The organism is Bacillus sp. NPDC077411 (genome assembly GCF_044543425.1).
In the GTDB taxonomy this organism is placed as follows: Bacteria; Bacillota; Bacilli; order Bacillales; family Bacillaceae_G; genus Bacillus_A; species Bacillus_A bruguierae.
This window is the reverse complement of sequence record NZ_JBITWA010000001.1, coordinates 21545-40671: the sequence shown is the minus strand read 5'-3', so window position 1 is coordinate 40671 and position 19127 is coordinate 21545. Positions and strand designations below refer to the sequence as shown.

The following is a 19127-nucleotide window of genomic DNA, read 5'->3' as shown; positions in this document are numbered from 1 at the left end:
ATAAAAAATGTTGCAAAATATTTATGTTTCCACTATACTAATCCATGTCATAACGTTTGGGTAATCGCTGCAACGTTTTGTTGTAGAGGAAAGTCCATGCTCGCACGACCTGAGATGGTCGTAGTGTTCGTGCCTAGCGAAGTCATAAGCTAGGGTAATTTGGCGTAAAGCTGGATTAACGGCAGGGAAAAAACCTAAGTCCATGGGATATGGTTTGACTACCTTTAAAGTGCCACAGTGACGAAGTCCCGGAAGAAATGACGGGAGTGGAACGAGGTAAACCCCACGAGCGAGAAACCCAAATATTGGTAGGGGAACTTTTCCTAAGGAAATGAACGATGGGAAAGGACAGATGCAATTTTGCTCTGTAGATAGATGATTGCCACCGGAGTACGAGGCGTGGGCCGTTTGCAGTACAAAGGTACAGAACATGGCTTACAGAACGTTATGAACCAATCATGAGTTTGTTCAGCTCTCCTTTGTAAGAGGAGAGCTTTTTATTTGTATGAAGTGTTCTAATATGAGTTAAAATGGTAAAGAAGTTTTATCCGCTCAAATAGGCGGTATTTTTTGTATCTTATGAAACCTTCTATAAGAGCCCGATTGGTCAACTAACTTTTCGTGAGAAGAGCGCTCACGAAAGGAAGTTTCACTTTACTTAATGAGGAGAATGAAGATGGGAAAAGTTACTTTAATTGCAACTGCTGCAATGGGGATTGAAGCGCTTGTTGCAAGGGAAGTTCGCAGTCTCGGTTATGAATGCCAGGTAGATAATGGGAAAGTAATATTTGAAGCGGACGAAAAAGCAATTTGTCGCAGTAATCTATGGCTCCGTACAGCGGATCGTGTGAAAATTAAAGTTGGTGAATTTAAGGCAACAACATTTGATGAGTTATTTGAAAAAACAAAGGCGTTAAATTGGGGCGATTACATTCCGGAAAATGGAGAATTTCCTGTTATCGGTAAATCGATCAAATCTACTTTATTTAGTGTACCGGACTGTCAAAGTATCGTAAAAAAAGCAGTCGTTGAAAAATTGAAAAGTACATATAAACGTACAACATGGTTCGAAGAGAACGGCCCGCTATTTCGAATTGAAGTCGCATTATTAAAAGATGTGGCAACGTTGACAATTGATGCAAGTGGTGTTGGTCTTCATAAGCGTGGATACCGCGTTGGACAAGGGGATGCACCGTTAAAAGAAACGTTGGCAGCTTCGTTAGTTATGCTAACAAACTGGAAGCCAGATCGCCCATTTGTAGATCCTTTTTGCGGTTCTGGAACAATTCCACTGGAAGCAGCGTTAATTGGTCAAAATATTGCTCCAGGCTTTAACCGTGACTTTGCTTCTGATGGTTGGGGTTGGGTTGGTAAAGACAACTGGCGCATAGCTCGTGAAGAAGTAGAAGACTTAGCAAACTACGATCAACCACTTCAAATTATCGGATCAGACATTGATCATCGTATGGTACAAGTTGCTCAGGATAATGCTGATGAAGTAGGACTTGGTGATCTTATTACATTTAAGCAAATGCAAGTAAAAGATTTTGGGACAAAAGAGGAATATGGTTACGTGGTGACGAATCCTCCATACGGAGAGCGTTTAAGTGAAAAGCCTCTTGTTGAAAAAATGTATGCGGAGATGGGACAGGCATTTAAGCCGTTAGATACTTGGTCTTTATATGTATTAACAAGCCATCCGGAGTTTGAGAAATGGTACGGTAAAGATGCATCAAAGAAACGAAAGTTATTTAATGGATTTATTCGTACTGATTACTATCAGTATTTTGGTAAACGTCCGCCGCGTGATTAGTATAAAACTTCTTTAGAACGCATATACTTGCTATTATGCGATAATCTAAAGGAGGAAGCGCTAATGGATGGTTTGCAATTTTCTATGATTCAAAAGGCTATTCATCGAACGCATGATGAATTAGAAAAAGAAGTAAACCTTCACGGCGTAGCGGATCATGAATTCCAAAGAGCACGTGAAGAGTTTTTATCAGCTTTATCACATGAAACTTTAATTGATAAACGGTATTTAAAATCATTGATAGGGTGAAAAGTTTTCCTGCATCTAGGAAAACTTTTTTCAATCATTTGTTATGCAAGCAACAAGAAAACAGCAACTACTCTTTTTATGAGTGGTTGCTCTGTCTTTTTATATAGAAATTATGTAGTTGGAGGAATAGCATGTTTACGAAGCAGAAGCTGCCATTTGAAGTGGGGAAACAAGATAATTTTTTCGACAAGTTAAATGAATGGATTGGAGACGTTTTTTACGACGTTTTACCAGAAAAGGGATTTGAAGAGCGTGACGAGCAAATTTTTATGGCGTTTCAATTAGAACGAGCATTTCAAGAGAAGAAAGTAATGTTTGCTGAAGCGGGTGTTGGAACAGGAAAAACAATTGTATATCTTCTATATGCAATTTGTTATGCACGCTATACAGGGAAACCAGCTATTATTGCTTGTGCAGACGAAACATTAATTGAACAGCTAGTAAAAGAAGAAGGGGACATTGCGAAATTATCAGAAGCATTAGGGTTATCAGTTGATGTACGGCTAGCTAAATCAATGGATAATTATTTATGTTTACGTAAACTTGAAGATGTAATGAGTGGACGAGCTCCGGAAGTAATTGAAGATTTATATTATGAATTGCCACAATTTGTATTTGATCATGGAACGATGCAAAACTTTACTCATTACGGCGATCGAAAAGAATTTCCGCTATTAAACGATGAAGAATGGTCTAAAGTATCGTGGGATTATTTCCAAGATTGTTTTACATGTGAATCCCGTCATCGCTGCGGACAAACATTATCTCGTGAACATTATCGTAAAGCAGCAGATTTAATTATTTGTTCGCAAGATTTCTATATGGATCATATTTGGACATATGAAGCACGTAAACGTGAAGGGCAAATGCCATTGTTGCCAGAAAGTAGCTGCGTTGTCTTTGATGAAGGTCATCTTGTAGAATATGCAGCGCAAAAAGCATTGACATATCGCTTAAAACAAACGATGATGGAACAACTTTTAACAAGATTACTGCAAAATGATGTTCGCGAAGAGTTTGCTTATTTAGTAGAAGAAACAATTTGGCAAACAGAACAGTTTTTTGAAACACTCAAAGAAAGTAAGAAGGAAATTGCTGGTTCTGATCGTTTAGAAATTCAATTAACAGAAAAAGTCATGAAAGAAGCAAAACGTCTATATGCAAAAATCTCTGAAGTCGGCGATGCGCTAGTTTTTGAAAGTGAAATGTACACAGTAAACACATATGATTTAAATATTGTTGATGAGCATTTAGATGTATTAGAGCACTCATTACGTTTGTTTATGCATGAGAAAAATGTAATTACGTGGGGAGAAGAAAGCGATGGCGACTTTACACTTGTGATTATGCCGCGTGCTGTAGAGGAAGTACTACAAGAAAAAGTATTCTCCAAAAAAATTCCGTACATCTTCTCGTCTGCAACATTATCAGAAAATAATTCATTTGCATTTACTGCAAATAGTTTAGGGGTAAAAGATTATTTATCATTTTCAGTTGCTTCTCCGTTCGAATATGAAGAGCAGATGAAAGTGTACTTACCAACATATGCAAAAGAGAACGAATGGGAAAAAAAATGTCAGTATGCATTAGAAGAAATCCAAAAAACAAATGGACGCACATTGATTTTATTCCGTACAAAACAAGAGTTATTAGCATTTAAAGAATATGTAGGGAAAGAACAAATGTCAGTACCGTTTTTATATGAAGGAGATCAAGAGATTAGTCAGCTTGTTTCTCGTTTCCAAAATGAAGAAGAAACGGTATTATGTGCAGTTCATTTATGGGAAGGTCTAGACATTCCAGGTTCTTCACTATCTCACGTTATGATTTGGTCGCTTCCGTTCCCTCCAAATGATCCTGTATTTGAAGCGAAGCGTAAGCACGTAAATGATCCGTTCTGGGAGGTTGATGTACCGTATATGATTTTACGTCTTCGTCAAGGAATTGGTCGTTTAATTCGTACGAGTGAAGATAAGGGTACGATTTCGTTATTCTTGTCAGATAATGAAAATGAAAAAGTGATAGAGGCTGTGAAAAAAGTACTTCCAGTAGAAGGTACAGTGCTATAGCTTGGCGATTGCCAAGCTTTTTTTCTATTTGAAAAGGGATTTCTATGTTTATGTCGAAATAAGGTTGAGGTAGAAAAAGGAGGTTTTTATAATATGACGATTACTGCATATGAAGTAGAAAAAGAATTTTTAGCATATGTGAAAAAGATAGAAAATTATGGGGAAGCGTTAAGTCTAATATTTTGGGATTTACGAACAGGGGCACCAAAGAAAGGTGTCGATCAGCGCTCTGAAGTAATCGGGACGCTTTCATCAGAAGTATTCGCATTATCAACTTCTGATGAAATGGGCAATTATTTAAATGAATTAGAGACTTTAATTTCTGAAAATAAAATTTGTGAAACTACAAAAAAAATTGTAGAAGAGTGCCGTAAAGAATATGATCGAAATAAAAAAATTCCACAGGCTGAATATGAAGCTTATGTGAAATTAGAAGCAAAAGCAGAGAGTGTATGGGAAGAAGCACGTGAAAAATCTGATTTTGAAATGTTCCGTCCATATTTAGAAAAAATTGTTGAATATAAAAAGAAATTCATTTCATATTGGGGTTATGATACATACAAATACAATACATTATTAGATATATATGAACCAGGTGTTACAGTAGAAGTATTAGATCGTGTGTTTGGACAACTGCGTGAGCGTATTGTTCCGCTTGTGAAAAAAATTTCTGAGTCTAAAAAAGAGTTAAAAACAAATGGTTTATTTGAGCATTTTTCAAAAGAACAACAAGAGAATTTTACTGTAGAGTTATTAAAGCAATTAAACTATAATTTTGAAGCTGGTCGTCTTGACGAAACGGTACATCCTTTTGAAGTTACATTAAATAGAGGCGATGTTCGGATTACGACTCGTTATGATGAGAATGACTTCCGCATGGCAGTTTTCGGAACGATTCATGAATGTGGACATGCTGTATATGAACAAAATATTTCAGAAAAATTGGAAGGAACGCCACTTTGTGAAGGGACATCGATGGGGATTCATGAGTCACAGTCTCTATTTTTCGAAAATTTTATTGGCCGGAATAAATCATTCTGGAAGAAAAATTATGATCTATTGAAACAATTTAGTAATGGCCAATTTGAAGATGTATCAGTAGATGAATTCTACGATGCAATCAATGAGTCAAAACCTTCTTTTATTCGAATTGAAGCGGATGAACTTACATATCCACTCCATGTTATGGTGCGTTATGAATTGGAGAAAGAATTGTTTGATGGCACATTACAAGTAAAAGACTTACCAGCAGCATGGAATGACAAGATGGAGAATTATTTAGGTATTCGCACGGCAAATGATGCACAAGGTGTATTGCAAGATGTTCACTGGTCTGGTGGCTCATTTGGATATTTCCCGTCCTATGCACTTGGCTATATGTATGCAGCGCAATTTAAACATAAGATGTTAGAAGAGATTCCGAACTTTGATGCATTACTAGAGGAAGGGAACGTGACACCAATTCGTGAATGGTTAACAAAAAACATTCACCAATATGGAAAGATGAAGAAGCCTTTAGAAATTTTACAAGATGTAACGGGTGAAGGATTGAATGCGAACTATTTAGCGGATTATTTAGAGGCGAAGTATAAAGAAATTTATGAATTATAAAAAGGAAAAGGAGCTGCATATATGTGGCTCCTTTTTATGAATTAACATTTTACTGTATGTGTGTTGCTTTGAGTTTCTTAGAATGATTTATTTGACCTCATGTTCATCAAGTTAAAAAATAAAAAGATAGTAAAATAAATAACGGCTTCTTTAACGTACAGGGAACTAGTTTACATATATCGAATATGCTTCTAAATGTACAATTAAAATAAAACAGGAAAACTCGTAAAGTACTTTCAATATGATTTGTGCTTGAGCGTGATGAAGGGATTGTGTGATAAATTGAGTAAATCAAGTGAAAAAAGTAGATTTGAGAAAAAATTCACAGAAAATGTTATTGAGGTGGCAGCTGTCACAGGGGCATCGGGAATTGGTGCGGGAAAAGCAGGTAGCGACATTTTATGGACTGCGTCAATTAATTTGATTGCATGGAAAGATTTATATAACAATGAAACTGTTATAAAAGAAGAGCTACGACTTGAATGGTTAGTTGATGATGAAGAATTGAAACAATCAAGAGAAGTTTTAAAAGAGAATGCAGTTGTGAGATTACAGGTGCGTAGAGCAGAAAATTCGATGATGCTTGTCAAGGTTCTGGAAACTCTATATAGAGATGATGAGTTGGAGATAATATTACAAGATTCGATGAAGCCGGTTTACTATAATGATGAGATGTTCGGCGAATTTTTCCTAAATAAAAGAGTTAAAGTTTTTGAAAAGAGAATTTCTTGGGCTGGTGAAGAATGCAATTTGTATTTTGATTGGGATGAAGACCAGAATAATATGAAGTCTGCGTTGGAAACAGCATATGTACTTTTCAAGGAGCAAGATGAATGGAACAAGAAAATTAAAATGTATGCTTCAGAAGAACTAGTGGAATTAGCAAATGATTGGCTACAGGATTATGATGAAGAAGAGATCAATGAGATTACAAAAGAAATGTTTATGGATTTAATGAAACTAGACAGCATAAGTGTTTATCCGGAAGGTGATTTTGAGATGTTCTTCTTTGATGGAGATATGTTTTTGGGACATTGTATCATTGTAGATGGAAATATTAATGGGATTCTTAATTCGGCTGATATTGCAGGATAAATGTGTGAAGTGAATGATTGGTGAGAAATAAAAAAATGAATGACTTATCATTTGTAGTTGAGTTAATTCATAATCAGGTACATTTTTTCTAAATAGAAGCAAATTTTTTAACATAAGATGAATTCGATTTAAGTCTGCAGGTGCATGGATGAAATCGTTACGCTTGAAATGAAGCAGAGGGGTACCCCTCTGCTTTTTACTTACCACAATTTAAACCCTTTCGAACCAGGCGGAGCATTTTGAATCATATCTATAAACGGAATCGTGTACGCGAATAAAATAAGCAGTGCTGTAATGCCGAGCCATAGTTTCCAATTCTCGAAGACAATTGGTGGTTGATCAGATGCATCAGATACTTCTGTAACCGGAAATTCAGTATGGCCTTTTGGAGCGAAGAAAGCAAGGTCTAAGAAAATAATGATAGCTAAAATAATGCCGACAAATAAAATCGTGCCGCCAACTGCTTGGGCAATTTGATATGGTATCCATTCAACTGCTTGCGGTGCATTGCCGTATGTGGAAAAAGAAGAGCGGCGCGGAGCTCCTAATAATCCAGCGAAGTGCATCCCAGCGGACATGAATAGCATTCCAAGTGTCCATATGCAAGTTTGAATCATTGCAAGGCGATTCATTTCTTTTGTCATAACACGTCCTGTTAAGTGGGGAATCAGCCAATAGCCAATGCCGAAGAATGTTAGTACGACAGATGTAGCCAACGTTAAATGAAAATGTCCTGTTATCCAAATTGTATTGTGAACCACTTGGTTTAATTGATGACTTGCATTCACTAGCCCGCCTGCTCCTGCTGGAATAAACATAAGCATTCCAACGAACGGTGCAAAGAACCTTGCGTCGGACCATGGAAGCATACGTAGCCAGCCGAATAGGCCAGTTGCTCCTTTTGAACGTCCATATTGTTCAAATGATGCAAATAGAGAGAATGCAGTCATTAATGATGGGATGATAACCATGAATGTTAAGACAACTTGTAAGTATTTCCACCCTGGGTCAATACCTGGTTCTGTTAATTGGTGATGGAATCCAACTGGAACGGAAAACAATAAGAATAAAATAAATGATAAACGAGCGAGAGAATCACTAAAAATTTTTCCACCAATAATTTTTGGGATAATGACATACCATGCCATGTAGGCAGGAAGAAGCCAAAAATAGACAAGTGGATGGCCGAAGTACCAGAATAATGTTCGGCTAACAAGAACATCAATTTTATCAACAATGCCTAAGCTCCAAGGAATGAATTGTACGAGTGCTGTTGCAGCAACGCCAAGAGTTGCAACGAGCCAAAGTAGCATTGTAATAACAGCCATAAAGCTCAGTAAGGGACCAACTTTTCCTTTATTGTGTTTTTTCCATGTGTGATAGTGAGCAAACATTGCAAAACCGCTAAACCAACTGCCGACAATAACGAGGGTAAGACCGATGTAAAAACCAGGATGAGCTTTTAACGGAGCATAAAATGTATAGAGAACGGTAGCCTTATTTAATAGTATAAAAATAGCAGTAATGGCGGTCCCAATTGTCATAAGCCAAAAACCAATCCAACCTGTCCTGCGCACTCCTTTTGAAAACGTTCCTGTTGTTTTGCTCATACAAGCAAATAAAAAGCCGATAATAAAAAATGTTGTTAATACGAGTCCTAGTAATACGCCGTGTGTTGTTAACACTTGATAATAACCGATTCCAGCTGGAAGATTAAACTTTCCAGATCGGACAAGTACTTGTAATAGCCCGCATACCCCTCCTAAGAATAGAGCGATAAATGCAACATGTATATGAGCCATTGCTAAATTTGCATCTCGTTTACTTATTTTATCTTGCAGTGCAATCATTTGTCAGTCACCTCTACTTTCGCACTCATCATATGATGGCCTGTTCCGCAATATTCATTACATACGATTAAATACTCACCAGCTTTTTGAAACACTTGAGAAGCTGTGCTCACATAGCCGGGCTCAACCATCATATTCACATTTGTTCCCGCGATTTCAAAGCCATGTACAACATCTTTCGTCGCGACAACAAAGTCAACTTTGGCTCCTTTTGGGACTTTAATGACATTTGGTGTAAAGGAAAATGCTTGTGAGACAATTGTTACTTGATAATGATCTTTACCAACTTGCTTTACACCAGGATGATCAAAGGGAGCAGTCGCATTTACTTTTTCTGGATCGATTGTCGTTAAGCAGCTAGGTGGCTGGTTTCCCATATAAAATGCGCTTACTCCAATTACAGCTAAAAATACAAATAATGAACCAACACCAAAAATGAGCCAAATTTTTTCATACTTATGCAAGTGCATATCCCATCTCCCCCTTGTTTCTGAGTAACACTACAATCGATTTAAAAAAATTTGATATACACTAAACCATGTGAAGATTAAAAAGAAACCAAGTAAAAAAACAAAAATTAATGTACCTTTGAGTGAACTCTCCTTTTGTTTTCTCTTCACTGATTGTTGTAAATTACGTTCTCCCATGTGCTCTCCCTCCTTGAGAAAGTGAATCTTATATTTTTATCATACGAAAGATTCCGACAATTTCCATATCGCCAGCGTGGCTTTCAAAAATTGTTCATTGATATAATTAAAACTATGTTCATGATGAAAAGTTGATAAATCATGATTTATTACCGATTTTGTGATGGTTAAATGTGAAAAAAATGTGAAGTGAATGTTGGATTTGCGATTTTATTAAGGAAATTATAGAAATGCAAATTAAAAAATCGACATAAAAATCCTCTTTCCTTTTAGGCGGACGAGAGCATCTGGCCATGCATAGAAACGATCAGGGCTTTTTTTTACCACATGCAAGGTTTCAAACAAAAGGAGAAAGTAAGTAGCGGTCATGTTGTATTCTGCGTAGCAGCGACTTATAAAGAAAAGCGGAAGCGGCTCGCTCAGAACAAGACGCGAAGCCACCGAATGTTCTAGCCGCTGGAGCTAGACAAAGATGTCGAAAATGGTGAATGATTATCATGGAATGGAAGGGGTTACAAAAAACGAACAAAATTGGTCGGTAACGAATTTTTGTACGTGTTTTTTAAAGAAATGCTTTTCAAAGTGAAAAATGTACGTTATAATCCTTCTATAAAATGAAATAAGTTAGCAACACTCATATAATCGCAGGGATATGGCCTGCAAGTTTCTACCGAGGTACCGTAAATGCTTCGACTATGAGTGAGGACGAATATACTGCTATAGTTGCATTCTTTTTTTGCGAGGCTCCAAAAGCACGTCTCTCACTTGTATTGGGTGAAGGCTGCTTTTGGAGTTTTTTATTTGCATAAGAGGAGGAACAAACTATGAAATTATTACAAGAGAAAATTATGCGTGAAGGAAAAGTATTATCAGATGATGTGTTAAAAGTAGATGCATTTTTAAATCATCAAATTGATCCAGTGCTTATGCAAGAAATCGGAAAAGAGTTTGCAAGGCGTTTTAAAGACGATAAGATTACAAAAATCGTGACGATTGAGTCTTCAGGAATTGCTCCAGCTGTGATGGCTGCATTACAATTTGGTGTAACGGTTGTTTTTGCGAGAAAGCGTAAATCGTTAACATTACAAGATAATATGTATACTGCAAAAGTATATTCCTATACAAAGCAAGAAACGAACGAAATCTCTATATCGAAACAATATATAAATGAAGACGATCGCGTTCTTATTATTGATGACTTTTTAGCAAATGGTCAGGCAGCACTTGGTTTAATGAGTCTAGTAGAACAAGCTGGAGCAACGATAGCAGGTATCGGAATTGTAATTGAAAAAGCATTTCAAGATGGAGGAAGTAAATTACGTGAGAGCGGTGTTCGCATAGAATCGCTTGCGGAAATTGCATCGCTTGATAACGGGACAGTTCGTTTTGTGGAACGCGTGGTAGCGGAGGTAGAATGATGAAACAACATCCTTTTAAAATTGCGTCTCTTGGTATTCAACATATGCTGGCGATGTATGCCGGGGCAATTATCGTACCGCTTATTGTTGGCGGAGGACTTGGATTGAATCAGCGTGAGCTTACGTATTTAGTATCAATTGATTTATTAATGTGCGGAATTGCGACGATTTTACAAGCGTTAACAAATCGTTTCTTTGGTATTGGACTTCCAGTAGTGTTAGGCTGCACTTTCACGGCAGTTGGACCAATGATTGCAATTGGTAAGCAGTACGGGGTATCTGCTGTGTACGGTTCTATTATTGCAGCAGGACTTTTCGTTGTGTTATTTGCTCGTGTGTTTGGAAAGCTTGTAAAACTGTTTCCGCCAGTTGTTACCGGTTCAGTTGTAACCGTTATTGGAGTTACATTAGTTCCAGTTGCGATTAACGATATGGCTGGCGGTGTAGGAAGTAAAGACTTCGGTAGTGTATCTAATTTAGCATTAGCATTCGGAGTATTGTTATTTATTATCATCATGTACCGTTTTTTTGATGGTTTCATTCGTTCTATTTCTATCTTATTAGGATTATTATTTGGTACAGCAATTGCTGCGTTAATGGGAAAGGTAAGCTTACAAGCTGTAGCAGAAGCGGATTGGTTTCATGGCGTGCAGCCATTTTACTTTGGTACACCAACATTCGAATTAACACCGGTCATTACAATGATTCTCGTTGCTTGCGTAGGAATTGTTGAAGCAACAGGTGTGTATTTTGCACTATCTGATATTTGCAACAAAGAAATTGGTGAAAAAGAATTAGCGAAGGGATACCGCGCAGAAGGGATTGCAATGGTGTTAGGTGGCATTTTTAACGCATTTCCGTATACGACATATTCACAAAATGTAGGTCTTGTCCAACTAACTGGTGTGCGCAATCGTGTTGTCATTTACACATGCGGCGGTATGCTGATTGTACTTGGATTTATTCCAAAGATTGCAGCAGTAACAACAATTATTCCAAAGCCAGTATTAGGCGGTGCTATGCTCGCTATGTTCGGAATGGTTATGGCATATGGGATTAAAATGTTAAGCAATGTTAATTTTGCGAAGCAGGAAAACTTATTAATTGTTGCGTGTTCTGTTGGAATGGGGCTCGGCGTAACAGTTGTACCAACATTATTCTCACAGTTTCCAGAGAGTATTCGTATTTTAACAGATAACGGAATTGTATTAGGAAGTGCATCAGCAGTGCTTTTAAATATTGTGTTTCATATGATTCCGCAAAGGCAAATGAAAGTAAAAGAGGAACAAGTTGCTAAGGGAGAAGAAAGCGTAGCAAATTTTGCAGGTTGAACGGATTAAATAATATATCTTTATCCAACATATTACCGTCTAAAATATGTTAAAACGTCGTCTATATTTTCTTTCCTTTTGGAATGAATTTAGAGGTAGTGTTTTTTATGAAAAGAAAAAGAATTAGTGTTCGTGTTGTTGAACTAACAGGTGCGTTTCTACAATAAGTGGAGACGCATTTTTCTTATTGTGCTAATGTGGCAGGTTGGTGGAAGAAAGACAAAGGATAATTCAAGTGTAAAATAGAAAACAGGGATATGATAACAGAGGTGGGATATAGTGATGGAAAGACATTTTAAAGAGGCACATCATTTTTGCAGTAAGAATAGAAAAGATTTAGAAAAGGATATCATATGTGGTTGCTTTTATTGTTTAAAAATATTTATTCCCACTGAAATTGATGAGTGGTGGGATGATGAAGATACAGCAGTTTGCCCTTATTGTGGAATTGATTCTGTTATAGGGGAGAGTTCTGGATTTCCAATCACAAAATTGTTTTTAAAAGGAATGCATAAGGAGTGGTTTTAGTATACAGGCTTGTTAACTACTAACAGCTGATTGTTGCTTAGAAGCTATTATTTCACTAACGGGTGCAAGAGTTGAACAACAAATCTTAAAGGACTTGATACTCTCCAAGTCCTTTTTCCTGTCTATTAGAACCACTTCGGAAGCATAGCGGAGGTCAATAAAGCACACACGCCCACAGATGCTCAAAATGGCTCGTGGAGGCGTTTTAAGAGGTATCTCCTCTCTTTATATAAGTTATGCTTAGCATCATGTAAGCCTAAATCATTGCTTATATAATGCTGTTAATCTACTATTTATTGAGTAATTCAAGTTCATATAAACAAAAAAGGTAAATAAACCCCGTTTTAAATATATAGTATGAAAGAATATACTTAAATTAATGAGCAAGATAGTTGAATAAGAAATATTAACTTATATGATATGTTAATTTTAAATAAATTGATAATCAAATTCAGATAAGTACTACCACCAATTAAGATGTAGGGGCGATTGAAAATGGATAACTGGAGAAATAATACGATTTGGTTTGAGCAAATACCAGATAATCTTCACGCTTACTTAAACTTAAAAGAAGTTAAATTTAATGAGATGAATCATGAAAATATTGAATATTTAACTCTTTGGTATCACAAAAGTAAATTACATAATTTAGTTGATTTATCTATTCCAGAAAGTCTTCTCTATCTCGATTTAACTTGGGCGAATATACATAATTTCATCGGAATAGAAAAATTGACTAATTTAAAAAGGCTAGAATTACACTATTGTACTAAATTACAAAATGATTTTGGTTTGTCTGGATTAGCAGATACTTTAGAACATTTACATATTAATCAATCAAAAAAATTCGTCCCAAATGAGGAATTATTCTCTTTGAAAAACCTTCGAGTTCTTTGCCTTAATTCTTGCGGTAATCTGGAGAATTTGCATTTTTTAAATCAATTTCCTAAGCTAATTGAATTTCGATTTGTTGATACTAATGTGTTAGATGGAGACTTATCACCGATATTAGACCATCCAACAATCCGAAGTGTAGGTTTTCTAAACAAGAGACATTACAATATTAAAGATGATAAGATGGATGCTATGTTAAAAGATAAAAATGGTGGGGAAAAATTTGAAACTGCTATCAAGTTTGGAAAATATGAGACTTTTAGATATATTTATTAACTAAATTTGTTATTGGACTAACGGGGCAGTTGAAGAAGAAATGCTATAATTAATTTAATTAAAAGGAATATAAAGGTGGTCATTCAAATTAAAAATTGGATTGAGTTATCTAATAAAGAGTACGAAATTATATGGGATAGAATATATAAAGAATTCAAGTTTAAACCGAGTGTTTCCCAATTCCCATCTTTTAACGTACCAAGTCCATTTATTACTTATGATATTTCAAAATATCTCAATTGGTCTGGTAATTTGAATGAGTATGATGATATTTATAATGACCTAGAGGAAAAAGCACTGCTGGCTTTTCAAGAAGTTACACAAAAAAACGAATATATTTACGCATTAGATTGGCAACATGATTGTTATTGGGTAAATCCATATTTAGAATTCACGAAAGATGAATTCGGTGAATGGACAATACCTATTTTTCCTAATGGGGATTACTATTTCTTTATTCATAAAAATCTTGAATGGGCATATTTGGGAAACCCTTGGGAAAGTACTATAGCTGTTTTCGGGGTAGAACTGTTACAGGCTTTTGATAAACATAAACCTAGAATGTTTAATACGATATTACGAAAGGGATAGTACTGAACTTTATTAAGCTAATGGTTTGCTTTAGTGCTATTACAAAGGTGATTTCTCTGAGTAATTCTGTTTTGTACCCTAAAACTGAACCTGTTAATTGGAAGTTTAGAGAGTTCATAAAGCACACACGCTCACAGACGCTCAAAATGGCTCGTGGTGGTGTTTTGAGAAGTCTCTCCTCCCGTTTTCCCTTTTAATCTAGTTTGTATTTGGTATTCAATCTGAGTGCATTATATAAGCCTCTTATGACCACTCAGTTAGTTATCGACAACTAAAAAAGGAGTTTGGTTTACAAATTCCTTCTACAGTTAATCTGCTTTTCCTACTTCTTTGTATATAGTTCCATCGGTATCCATTATCACAATGTTCGATTTTAACCTATTCAGACCAATCATAATCCAAGGATTTTTCTCATTTGATTGATTATAAAAGGTTCTTATTTTGATTATTGTTGTATTTGCTTTCTCCTTTACATCTAAAACCTCAATGTTGTTTCCAGCCATTTTTTCACCTAAAGAAAGTACAATTGCTTTATCCCCCTCAGAAACTGTAAAGGTTTTATACCCTTTAATATTTGTGTGTTTTTGCAGTTGTTGTGAATATAAGTCCACTTCATCACCATAGTTTACTTTTTTTCCTACCCAATAATCTACCTTATTTAGGTAATCAAAAGAAACAAATAATACAACACAAGAAATAATGATAGTATAGATTGCCTTTTTCCATAATGAATTCCCCCCAAAAAAAGCCAATAAAATAGATACAGTAAAAATTCCTACACTTAGAACACCAAAAGGCATCCCTGCAAATCCGCCAATGATGATAAGACTCCCTAATAAACATATCGCTCCAATTATAAAAACGACTATAACTCTTCTCGAATTATCAGTGTCTTTTGCAAAAAGATATGTAAGTGAATAACATCCAAGTCCTACTAATAATCCAATTAGGTACATGTAAATAAACAAACCTTATCTCCTCCCTTTTTATCAAATTATACCAATTTTAGTCTGAGTTGTAAGGTGTTTTGACATTCTTTAGGGATACTTTGTCAATATGATGTAAACCTTCATGGAGTTACGTGTTAGTGAATTGGTCTAATACAGAAACCACTCTCATCCACAAACAAGCATTCAGTAAATTTCCGACACGACTCAAATAAATGGTGTGTTTTAGTGCGATAAAGCGATGAAATCTGTAGTAATAAGCTGATGTAGTTCGAAGAGGATATCCGAAAATAGCTTGCAACCTAAGTGTGTTATCTAAGGAATATATGTCTCTGCTTTTATCATGTTGTTTTCGATAATTTATACGTTTCAAAAGGTGCACCTTTTGAAGTATCGAGATATCTATGAAAAACATTGCTTCAAAACATTGAAAACTAAACATTCGAAGTACTTCTAAAAGATAAACACCTTTTGAAGTAAATTTGTTATAATAAATTTATAGAAAGGATAAAGGAGTTATTAAAATATGAATGTTAGAAAATTTGGGTACATACGTGTAAGTAGTAGAGATCAAAACGAAAACCGACAGCTTGAAATTATGAAGCAATATATAGAAGATGAACGGGACATTTTTATCGATAAACAAAGTGGTAGAGATTTTAATCGAGAACAATATCAACTTTTAAAACGAATGCTAAGAAAAGGGGATATTTTATATGTTCATTCACTTGATCGTTTTGGAAGAAATAAAGAAGCCATCCTTCAGGAGTGGAAAGACATCACAAAAAATATTCAAGCACACATTATTGTCTTGGATATGCCTTTGCTTGATACGACACAATACAAGGATAGTTTAGGGAATTTGATTACAGACCTTGTATTACAAATTCTTTCTTGGCTTGCTGAAGAGGAACGAACAAAAATTAAGACTCGTCAACGAGAAGGAATTGAAATCGCTAAGAAACAAGGGAAACATTTAGGAAGACCTAGAACTGAAATTACTGAAGAATTTATTGCAGCTTACACAGAGTGGAAAAAAGGCGAAATTTCAGCATTAGAAGCAATGAGAAGATGTAATATGACTAGCCCGACATTCTATAGGGTAGTCAAAAGATATGAAAATAGAAAATAATCTTATTTACAAACAAATTACTTTTTCCCTGGTTACAGCAACGCTGGTATTGGGCCTATAAGTAGGCATCTCTACAGTAGACAATTATTTATTATACTTGCAAGAGGGGGGATATAAATGAAAAAATTTCTTTCAGATTACTTTCCGAATGTTAGTAAAGAGTGGCATCCAACAAAAAACGGTGAATTAAAGCCTTCAGATGTTACCTATGGTTCAGGAAAAAGAGTGTGGTGGGTTTGTTCGGAAGGGCATGAATGGGAAACTGTTGTATCTCAACGAACAAATAAAAAAGCTACAGGTTGCCCTTATTGTAGTGGGAAAAAAGTAAATAATGAAAACTCCTTTAAAGTTAAATATCCCGAATTAGTGAAAGAATGGCATTCAACAAAAAATGGTGATTTATTGCCAAATAATTTTACAGCTGGTTCAAAAAAAAGGGTTTGGTGGACATGTTCCAAGGGACATGAATGGCAAACAACAATTTCCGAACGATCAAGAGGAAGGAACTGCCCGTATTGTACGGGAAGGAAGCTTACAAAGGAAAATAGCCTTTATGAAAAATATCCAGAAATAGCTAATCAGTGGCATCCAAATAAAAATGATAAATTAAGACCACAGGATGTTTCAGCTAAATCATCTAAAAAAATATGGTGGTTATGTAAGCGTAGACATGAATGGCAAACTGCAGTGTCAGAAAGGACTCGTGGTTACGGGTGTCCCTATTGTTCTGGTAAGTATATTTCTGAAGATAACAATCTTAAAGCTGTTTATCCTGAGATAGCAAAAGAGTGGAATTATACTAAAAACGTAGGTCTTTTTCCAGAAGAAGTATATTGCAATTCATCAAAAAGAGTTTGGTGGAAATGTAAAAAAGGACATGAATGGGAAATACCTGTTAGAAATCGAACAAAGTCTAAAACTAACTGTCCATATTGTGCAGGGAAAAAGGCTTCTGCTGACTATAACCTTCAAAAGTTTTATCCATTAATAGCAGCGGAGTGGGATGTCGGGAAAAATTCCAATTTAAGACCATCAGAATTTACACCATCATCTGGGAAAAGCGTTTGGTGGATTGGAACTTGTGGTCACACTTACAAAAGTCAAATTGCGAGTAGAATAAGAGGTCAAGGATGCCCATATTGTGCAGGGAAAAAGGTACTGATTGAAAACTCTTTATTAATTAAGTTCCCTGAAGTTGCAAATGAGTGGGATTATCAAAAAAATAAAGCCAAAAAACCAGAGCAGTTCCTCCCTGGATCGATGGAGATCGTGTGGTGGAAATGTAACAAAGCCCATAGTTGGAGAGCATCAATTAATAATCGAACTTACAAAAGTTCCAAGTGTCCTAAATGCTTTGGAGCTACTTCATTCCCTGAACAAGCTATCTTTTTTTACATAAAACAATTATTTCCTGACGCTGTAAATCGTTATTTATTTGAAAATAAATTAGAAATAGATGTTTTTATACCTTCTAGACGTGTAGCTATCGAATATGATGGACTTTACTTTCATAGTAAAGAGGAAAATGTAAAAAGAGATATTTCAAAAAATAAAAAACTGTATGATGCGAGGATTCAATTAATTAGAATTAGAAATCCTGAAGCACCTAAAATAGAAAAATACAATTGCTTATTAATCGATATTGAAGATGATAAGGATATTTTAAATATTGAGGTCTCTCTCCATAAATTATTAAGACATCTTAATGTAGAAAATAAAATAGAAATAAACCTTAATAAAGATTATGGTTCGATTGTTAAACAAATGGGAAATTTACCTATAGAAAAAACAGTAGCTTCAGAAATTGAGATAGTAATGGAATGGCACCCTTATAAAAATGGTGACTTGCTTCCACACATGATATTAAAAGGGTCAAAAAAGAAAGTATGGTGGAAATGTACAAAAGACCATGAATGGGAAGCTGCTGTGGATAGTAGAGTAAATAGAAAAACACGTTGCCCTTATTGCATAAATAAAAAAACAAGTCCAGAAAACTCCTTAGTATTTACTTATCCAGAAATTGCTACTGAGTGGGATTATGATAAAAATGGAAGCCTTAGCCCTAAAGATGTTGTGGCAGGTTCATCACGTAGAATATGGTGGAAATGTAAAAAGGGGCATGAATGGAAAAATAGAGTTGTCCACAGAACAGCGAGAAATCAGAAATGCCCGTACTGTTTAGGTTTAAAAGCTAGTCCAGAAAATAATCTTTTTATCACACATCCTGATCTCGTTAAAGAATGGGATTATAATAAAAACATAAATATAACCCCTTACGAAGTTACCTATGGAAGTATAAAGAAAGTATGGTGGAAGTGTAAAAAAGGACATGAATGGGAAACGTCTGTGAATAGTAGGACTACTCACAAACAAGGCTGTCCATACTGTTCTAATCGAAAAGTTTGTTCAGATAATTGCCTTACAACAACTAAACCATTACTTTCAAAAGAATGGCATCCTATAAAAAATTCGCCATTAACACCTAGTAATGTTCTAGCAGGTTCAACAAAAAAAGTTTGGTGGGTGTGTCAAAAAGGGCACGAATGGGAAGCAACTATTAATTCCAGATCTAGAGGAAGTGGTTGCCCACATTGTTATAAATTGCGCAGAAAAAAAGGTGAACATAGCTAGAAAAGATTGATGGATGTATTTTTGATGAATTATAGGCAGCAAGGT

At 35.5% G+C, this 19127-nt stretch carries 16 protein-coding genes, 1 other RNA gene and 1 riboswitch; of the genes, 13 read left to right on the top strand and 4 right to left on the bottom strand.

Annotated features, from left to right (window positions below; translation table 11 throughout):
- The first annotated feature begins 52 nt into the window (after positions 1-52).
- The 6 genes from rnpB (at position 53) to ACIGHG_RS00135 (ending at position 6837) form a co-directional block, all read left to right on the top strand.
- Positions 53-443, top strand: an RNA gene (gene rnpB / locus ACIGHG_RS00160) — RNase P RNA component class B.
- 233 nt (positions 444-676) lie between these two features.
- The gene (locus ACIGHG_RS00155; protein ID WP_336471664.1) at positions 677-1813 is read left to right on the top strand and encodes a THUMP domain-containing class I SAM-dependent RNA methyltransferase; all 1137 of its coding nucleotides are present in this window, start codon (positions 677-679) and stop codon (positions 1811-1813) included.
- Positions 1814-1876: 63 nt separating this feature from the next.
- Positions 1877-2062: a DUF3921 family protein gene (locus ACIGHG_RS00150; RefSeq protein WP_336471665.1), complete on the top strand. Its 186-nt coding sequence runs from the start codon at positions 1877-1879 to the stop codon at positions 2060-2062.
- 131 nt (positions 2063-2193) lie between these two features.
- Complete coding sequence (locus ACIGHG_RS00145) at positions 2194-4131, top strand: ATP-dependent DNA helicase (protein WP_090912468.1); 1938 nt, start codon at positions 2194-2196, stop codon at positions 4129-4131.
- A gap of 93 nt (positions 4132-4224) precedes the next feature.
- Complete coding sequence (locus ACIGHG_RS00140) at positions 4225-5742, top strand: carboxypeptidase M32 (protein WP_396546594.1); 1518 nt, start codon at positions 4225-4227, stop codon at positions 5740-5742.
- Positions 5743-6003: 261 nt separating this feature from the next.
- Complete coding sequence (locus ACIGHG_RS00135) at positions 6004-6837, top strand: DUF2262 domain-containing protein (RefSeq protein ID WP_336471812.1); 834 nt, start codon at positions 6004-6006, stop codon at positions 6835-6837.
- Between the two features lie 200 nt (positions 6838-7037).
- Here the strand turns inward: ACIGHG_RS00135 and ACIGHG_RS00130 are convergent, their stop codons facing one another.
- The 3 genes from ACIGHG_RS00130 to ACIGHG_RS00120 are packed head-to-tail and all read right to left on the bottom strand — an operon-like array spanning position 7038 to position 9334.
- A complete protein-coding gene (locus ACIGHG_RS00130; RefSeq protein WP_396546592.1) occupies positions 7038-8687 on the bottom strand; it encodes a b(o/a)3-type cytochrome-c oxidase subunit 1 in 1650 nt (549 codons plus the stop codon).
- Complete coding sequence (locus tag ACIGHG_RS00125) at positions 8684-9157, bottom strand: cytochrome c oxidase subunit II (protein WP_336471668.1); 474 nt, start codon at positions 9155-9157, stop codon at positions 8684-8686. Before ACIGHG_RS00125 ends, ACIGHG_RS00130 begins: the two co-directional genes overlap by 4 nt.
- 30 nt (positions 9158-9187) lie before the next feature.
- Positions 9188-9334, bottom strand: coding sequence for a cytochrome c oxidase subunit 2A (locus tag ACIGHG_RS00120; protein ID WP_090912460.1), 147 nt, complete (start codon positions 9332-9334; stop codon positions 9188-9190).
- 614 nt (positions 9335-9948) lie between these two features.
- Positions 9949-10050, top strand: a riboswitch (purine riboswitch).
- 108 nt (positions 10051-10158) lie between these two features.
- Here ACIGHG_RS00120 and ACIGHG_RS00115 point away from each other — a divergent pair.
- The 5 genes from ACIGHG_RS00115 to ACIGHG_RS00095 all read left to right on the top strand — a co-directional run bounded on the left by ACIGHG_RS00115 (position 10159) and on the right by ACIGHG_RS00095 (position 14372).
- Positions 10159-10752 (top strand): xanthine phosphoribosyltransferase, encoded by a 594-nt coding sequence (locus tag ACIGHG_RS00115; protein WP_396546589.1) that lies wholly within the window; start codon positions 10159-10161, stop codon positions 10750-10752.
- Positions 10752-12083 carry a xanthine permease PbuX gene (gene pbuX / locus ACIGHG_RS00110; protein ID WP_336471813.1) on the top strand — a complete coding sequence of 444 codons (1332 nt, stop codon included), beginning with the start codon at positions 10752-10754 and terminating at the stop codon, positions 12081-12083. The genes ACIGHG_RS00115 and pbuX overlap by 1 nt, the downstream gene beginning before the upstream one ends.
- 282 nt (positions 12084-12365) lie before the next feature.
- Positions 12366-12611, top strand: coding sequence for a cytoplasmic protein (locus ACIGHG_RS00105; RefSeq protein ID WP_090912454.1), 246 nt, complete (start codon positions 12366-12368; stop codon positions 12609-12611).
- Between the two features lie 495 nt (positions 12612-13106).
- Positions 13107-13781: a hypothetical protein gene (locus ACIGHG_RS00100; RefSeq protein WP_396546587.1), complete on the top strand. Its 675-nt coding sequence runs from the start codon at positions 13107-13109 to the stop codon at positions 13779-13781.
- Between the two features lie 87 nt (positions 13782-13868).
- Positions 13869-14372 (top strand): DUF2716 domain-containing protein, encoded by a 504-nt coding sequence (locus ACIGHG_RS00095; protein ID WP_396547164.1) that lies wholly within the window; start codon positions 13869-13871, stop codon positions 14370-14372.
- Positions 14373-14680: 308 nt separating this feature from the next.
- Here ACIGHG_RS00095 and ACIGHG_RS00090 read toward each other — a convergent pair whose 3' ends face one another.
- The gene (locus ACIGHG_RS00090; RefSeq protein ID WP_396546585.1) at positions 14681-15328 is read right to left on the bottom strand and encodes a hypothetical protein; all 648 of its coding nucleotides are present in this window, start codon (positions 15326-15328) and stop codon (positions 14681-14683) included.
- Between the two features lie 517 nt (positions 15329-15845).
- Between ACIGHG_RS00090 and ACIGHG_RS00085 the strand changes: the two genes are divergently transcribed.
- Together ACIGHG_RS00085 and ACIGHG_RS00080 are read left to right on the top strand one after the other, a co-directional pair.
- Positions 15846-16451, top strand: a complete 606-nt coding sequence (locus ACIGHG_RS00085) for a recombinase family protein (RefSeq protein ID WP_336471673.1) — start codon at positions 15846-15848, stop codon at positions 16449-16451.
- Positions 16452-16568: 117 nt separating this feature from the next.
- Entirely contained in the window at positions 16569-19082 is a 2514-nt protein-coding gene (locus tag ACIGHG_RS00080; protein ID WP_396546583.1) for a zinc-ribbon domain-containing protein, read from the top strand.
- Positions 19083-19127: the final 45 nt, after the last annotated feature.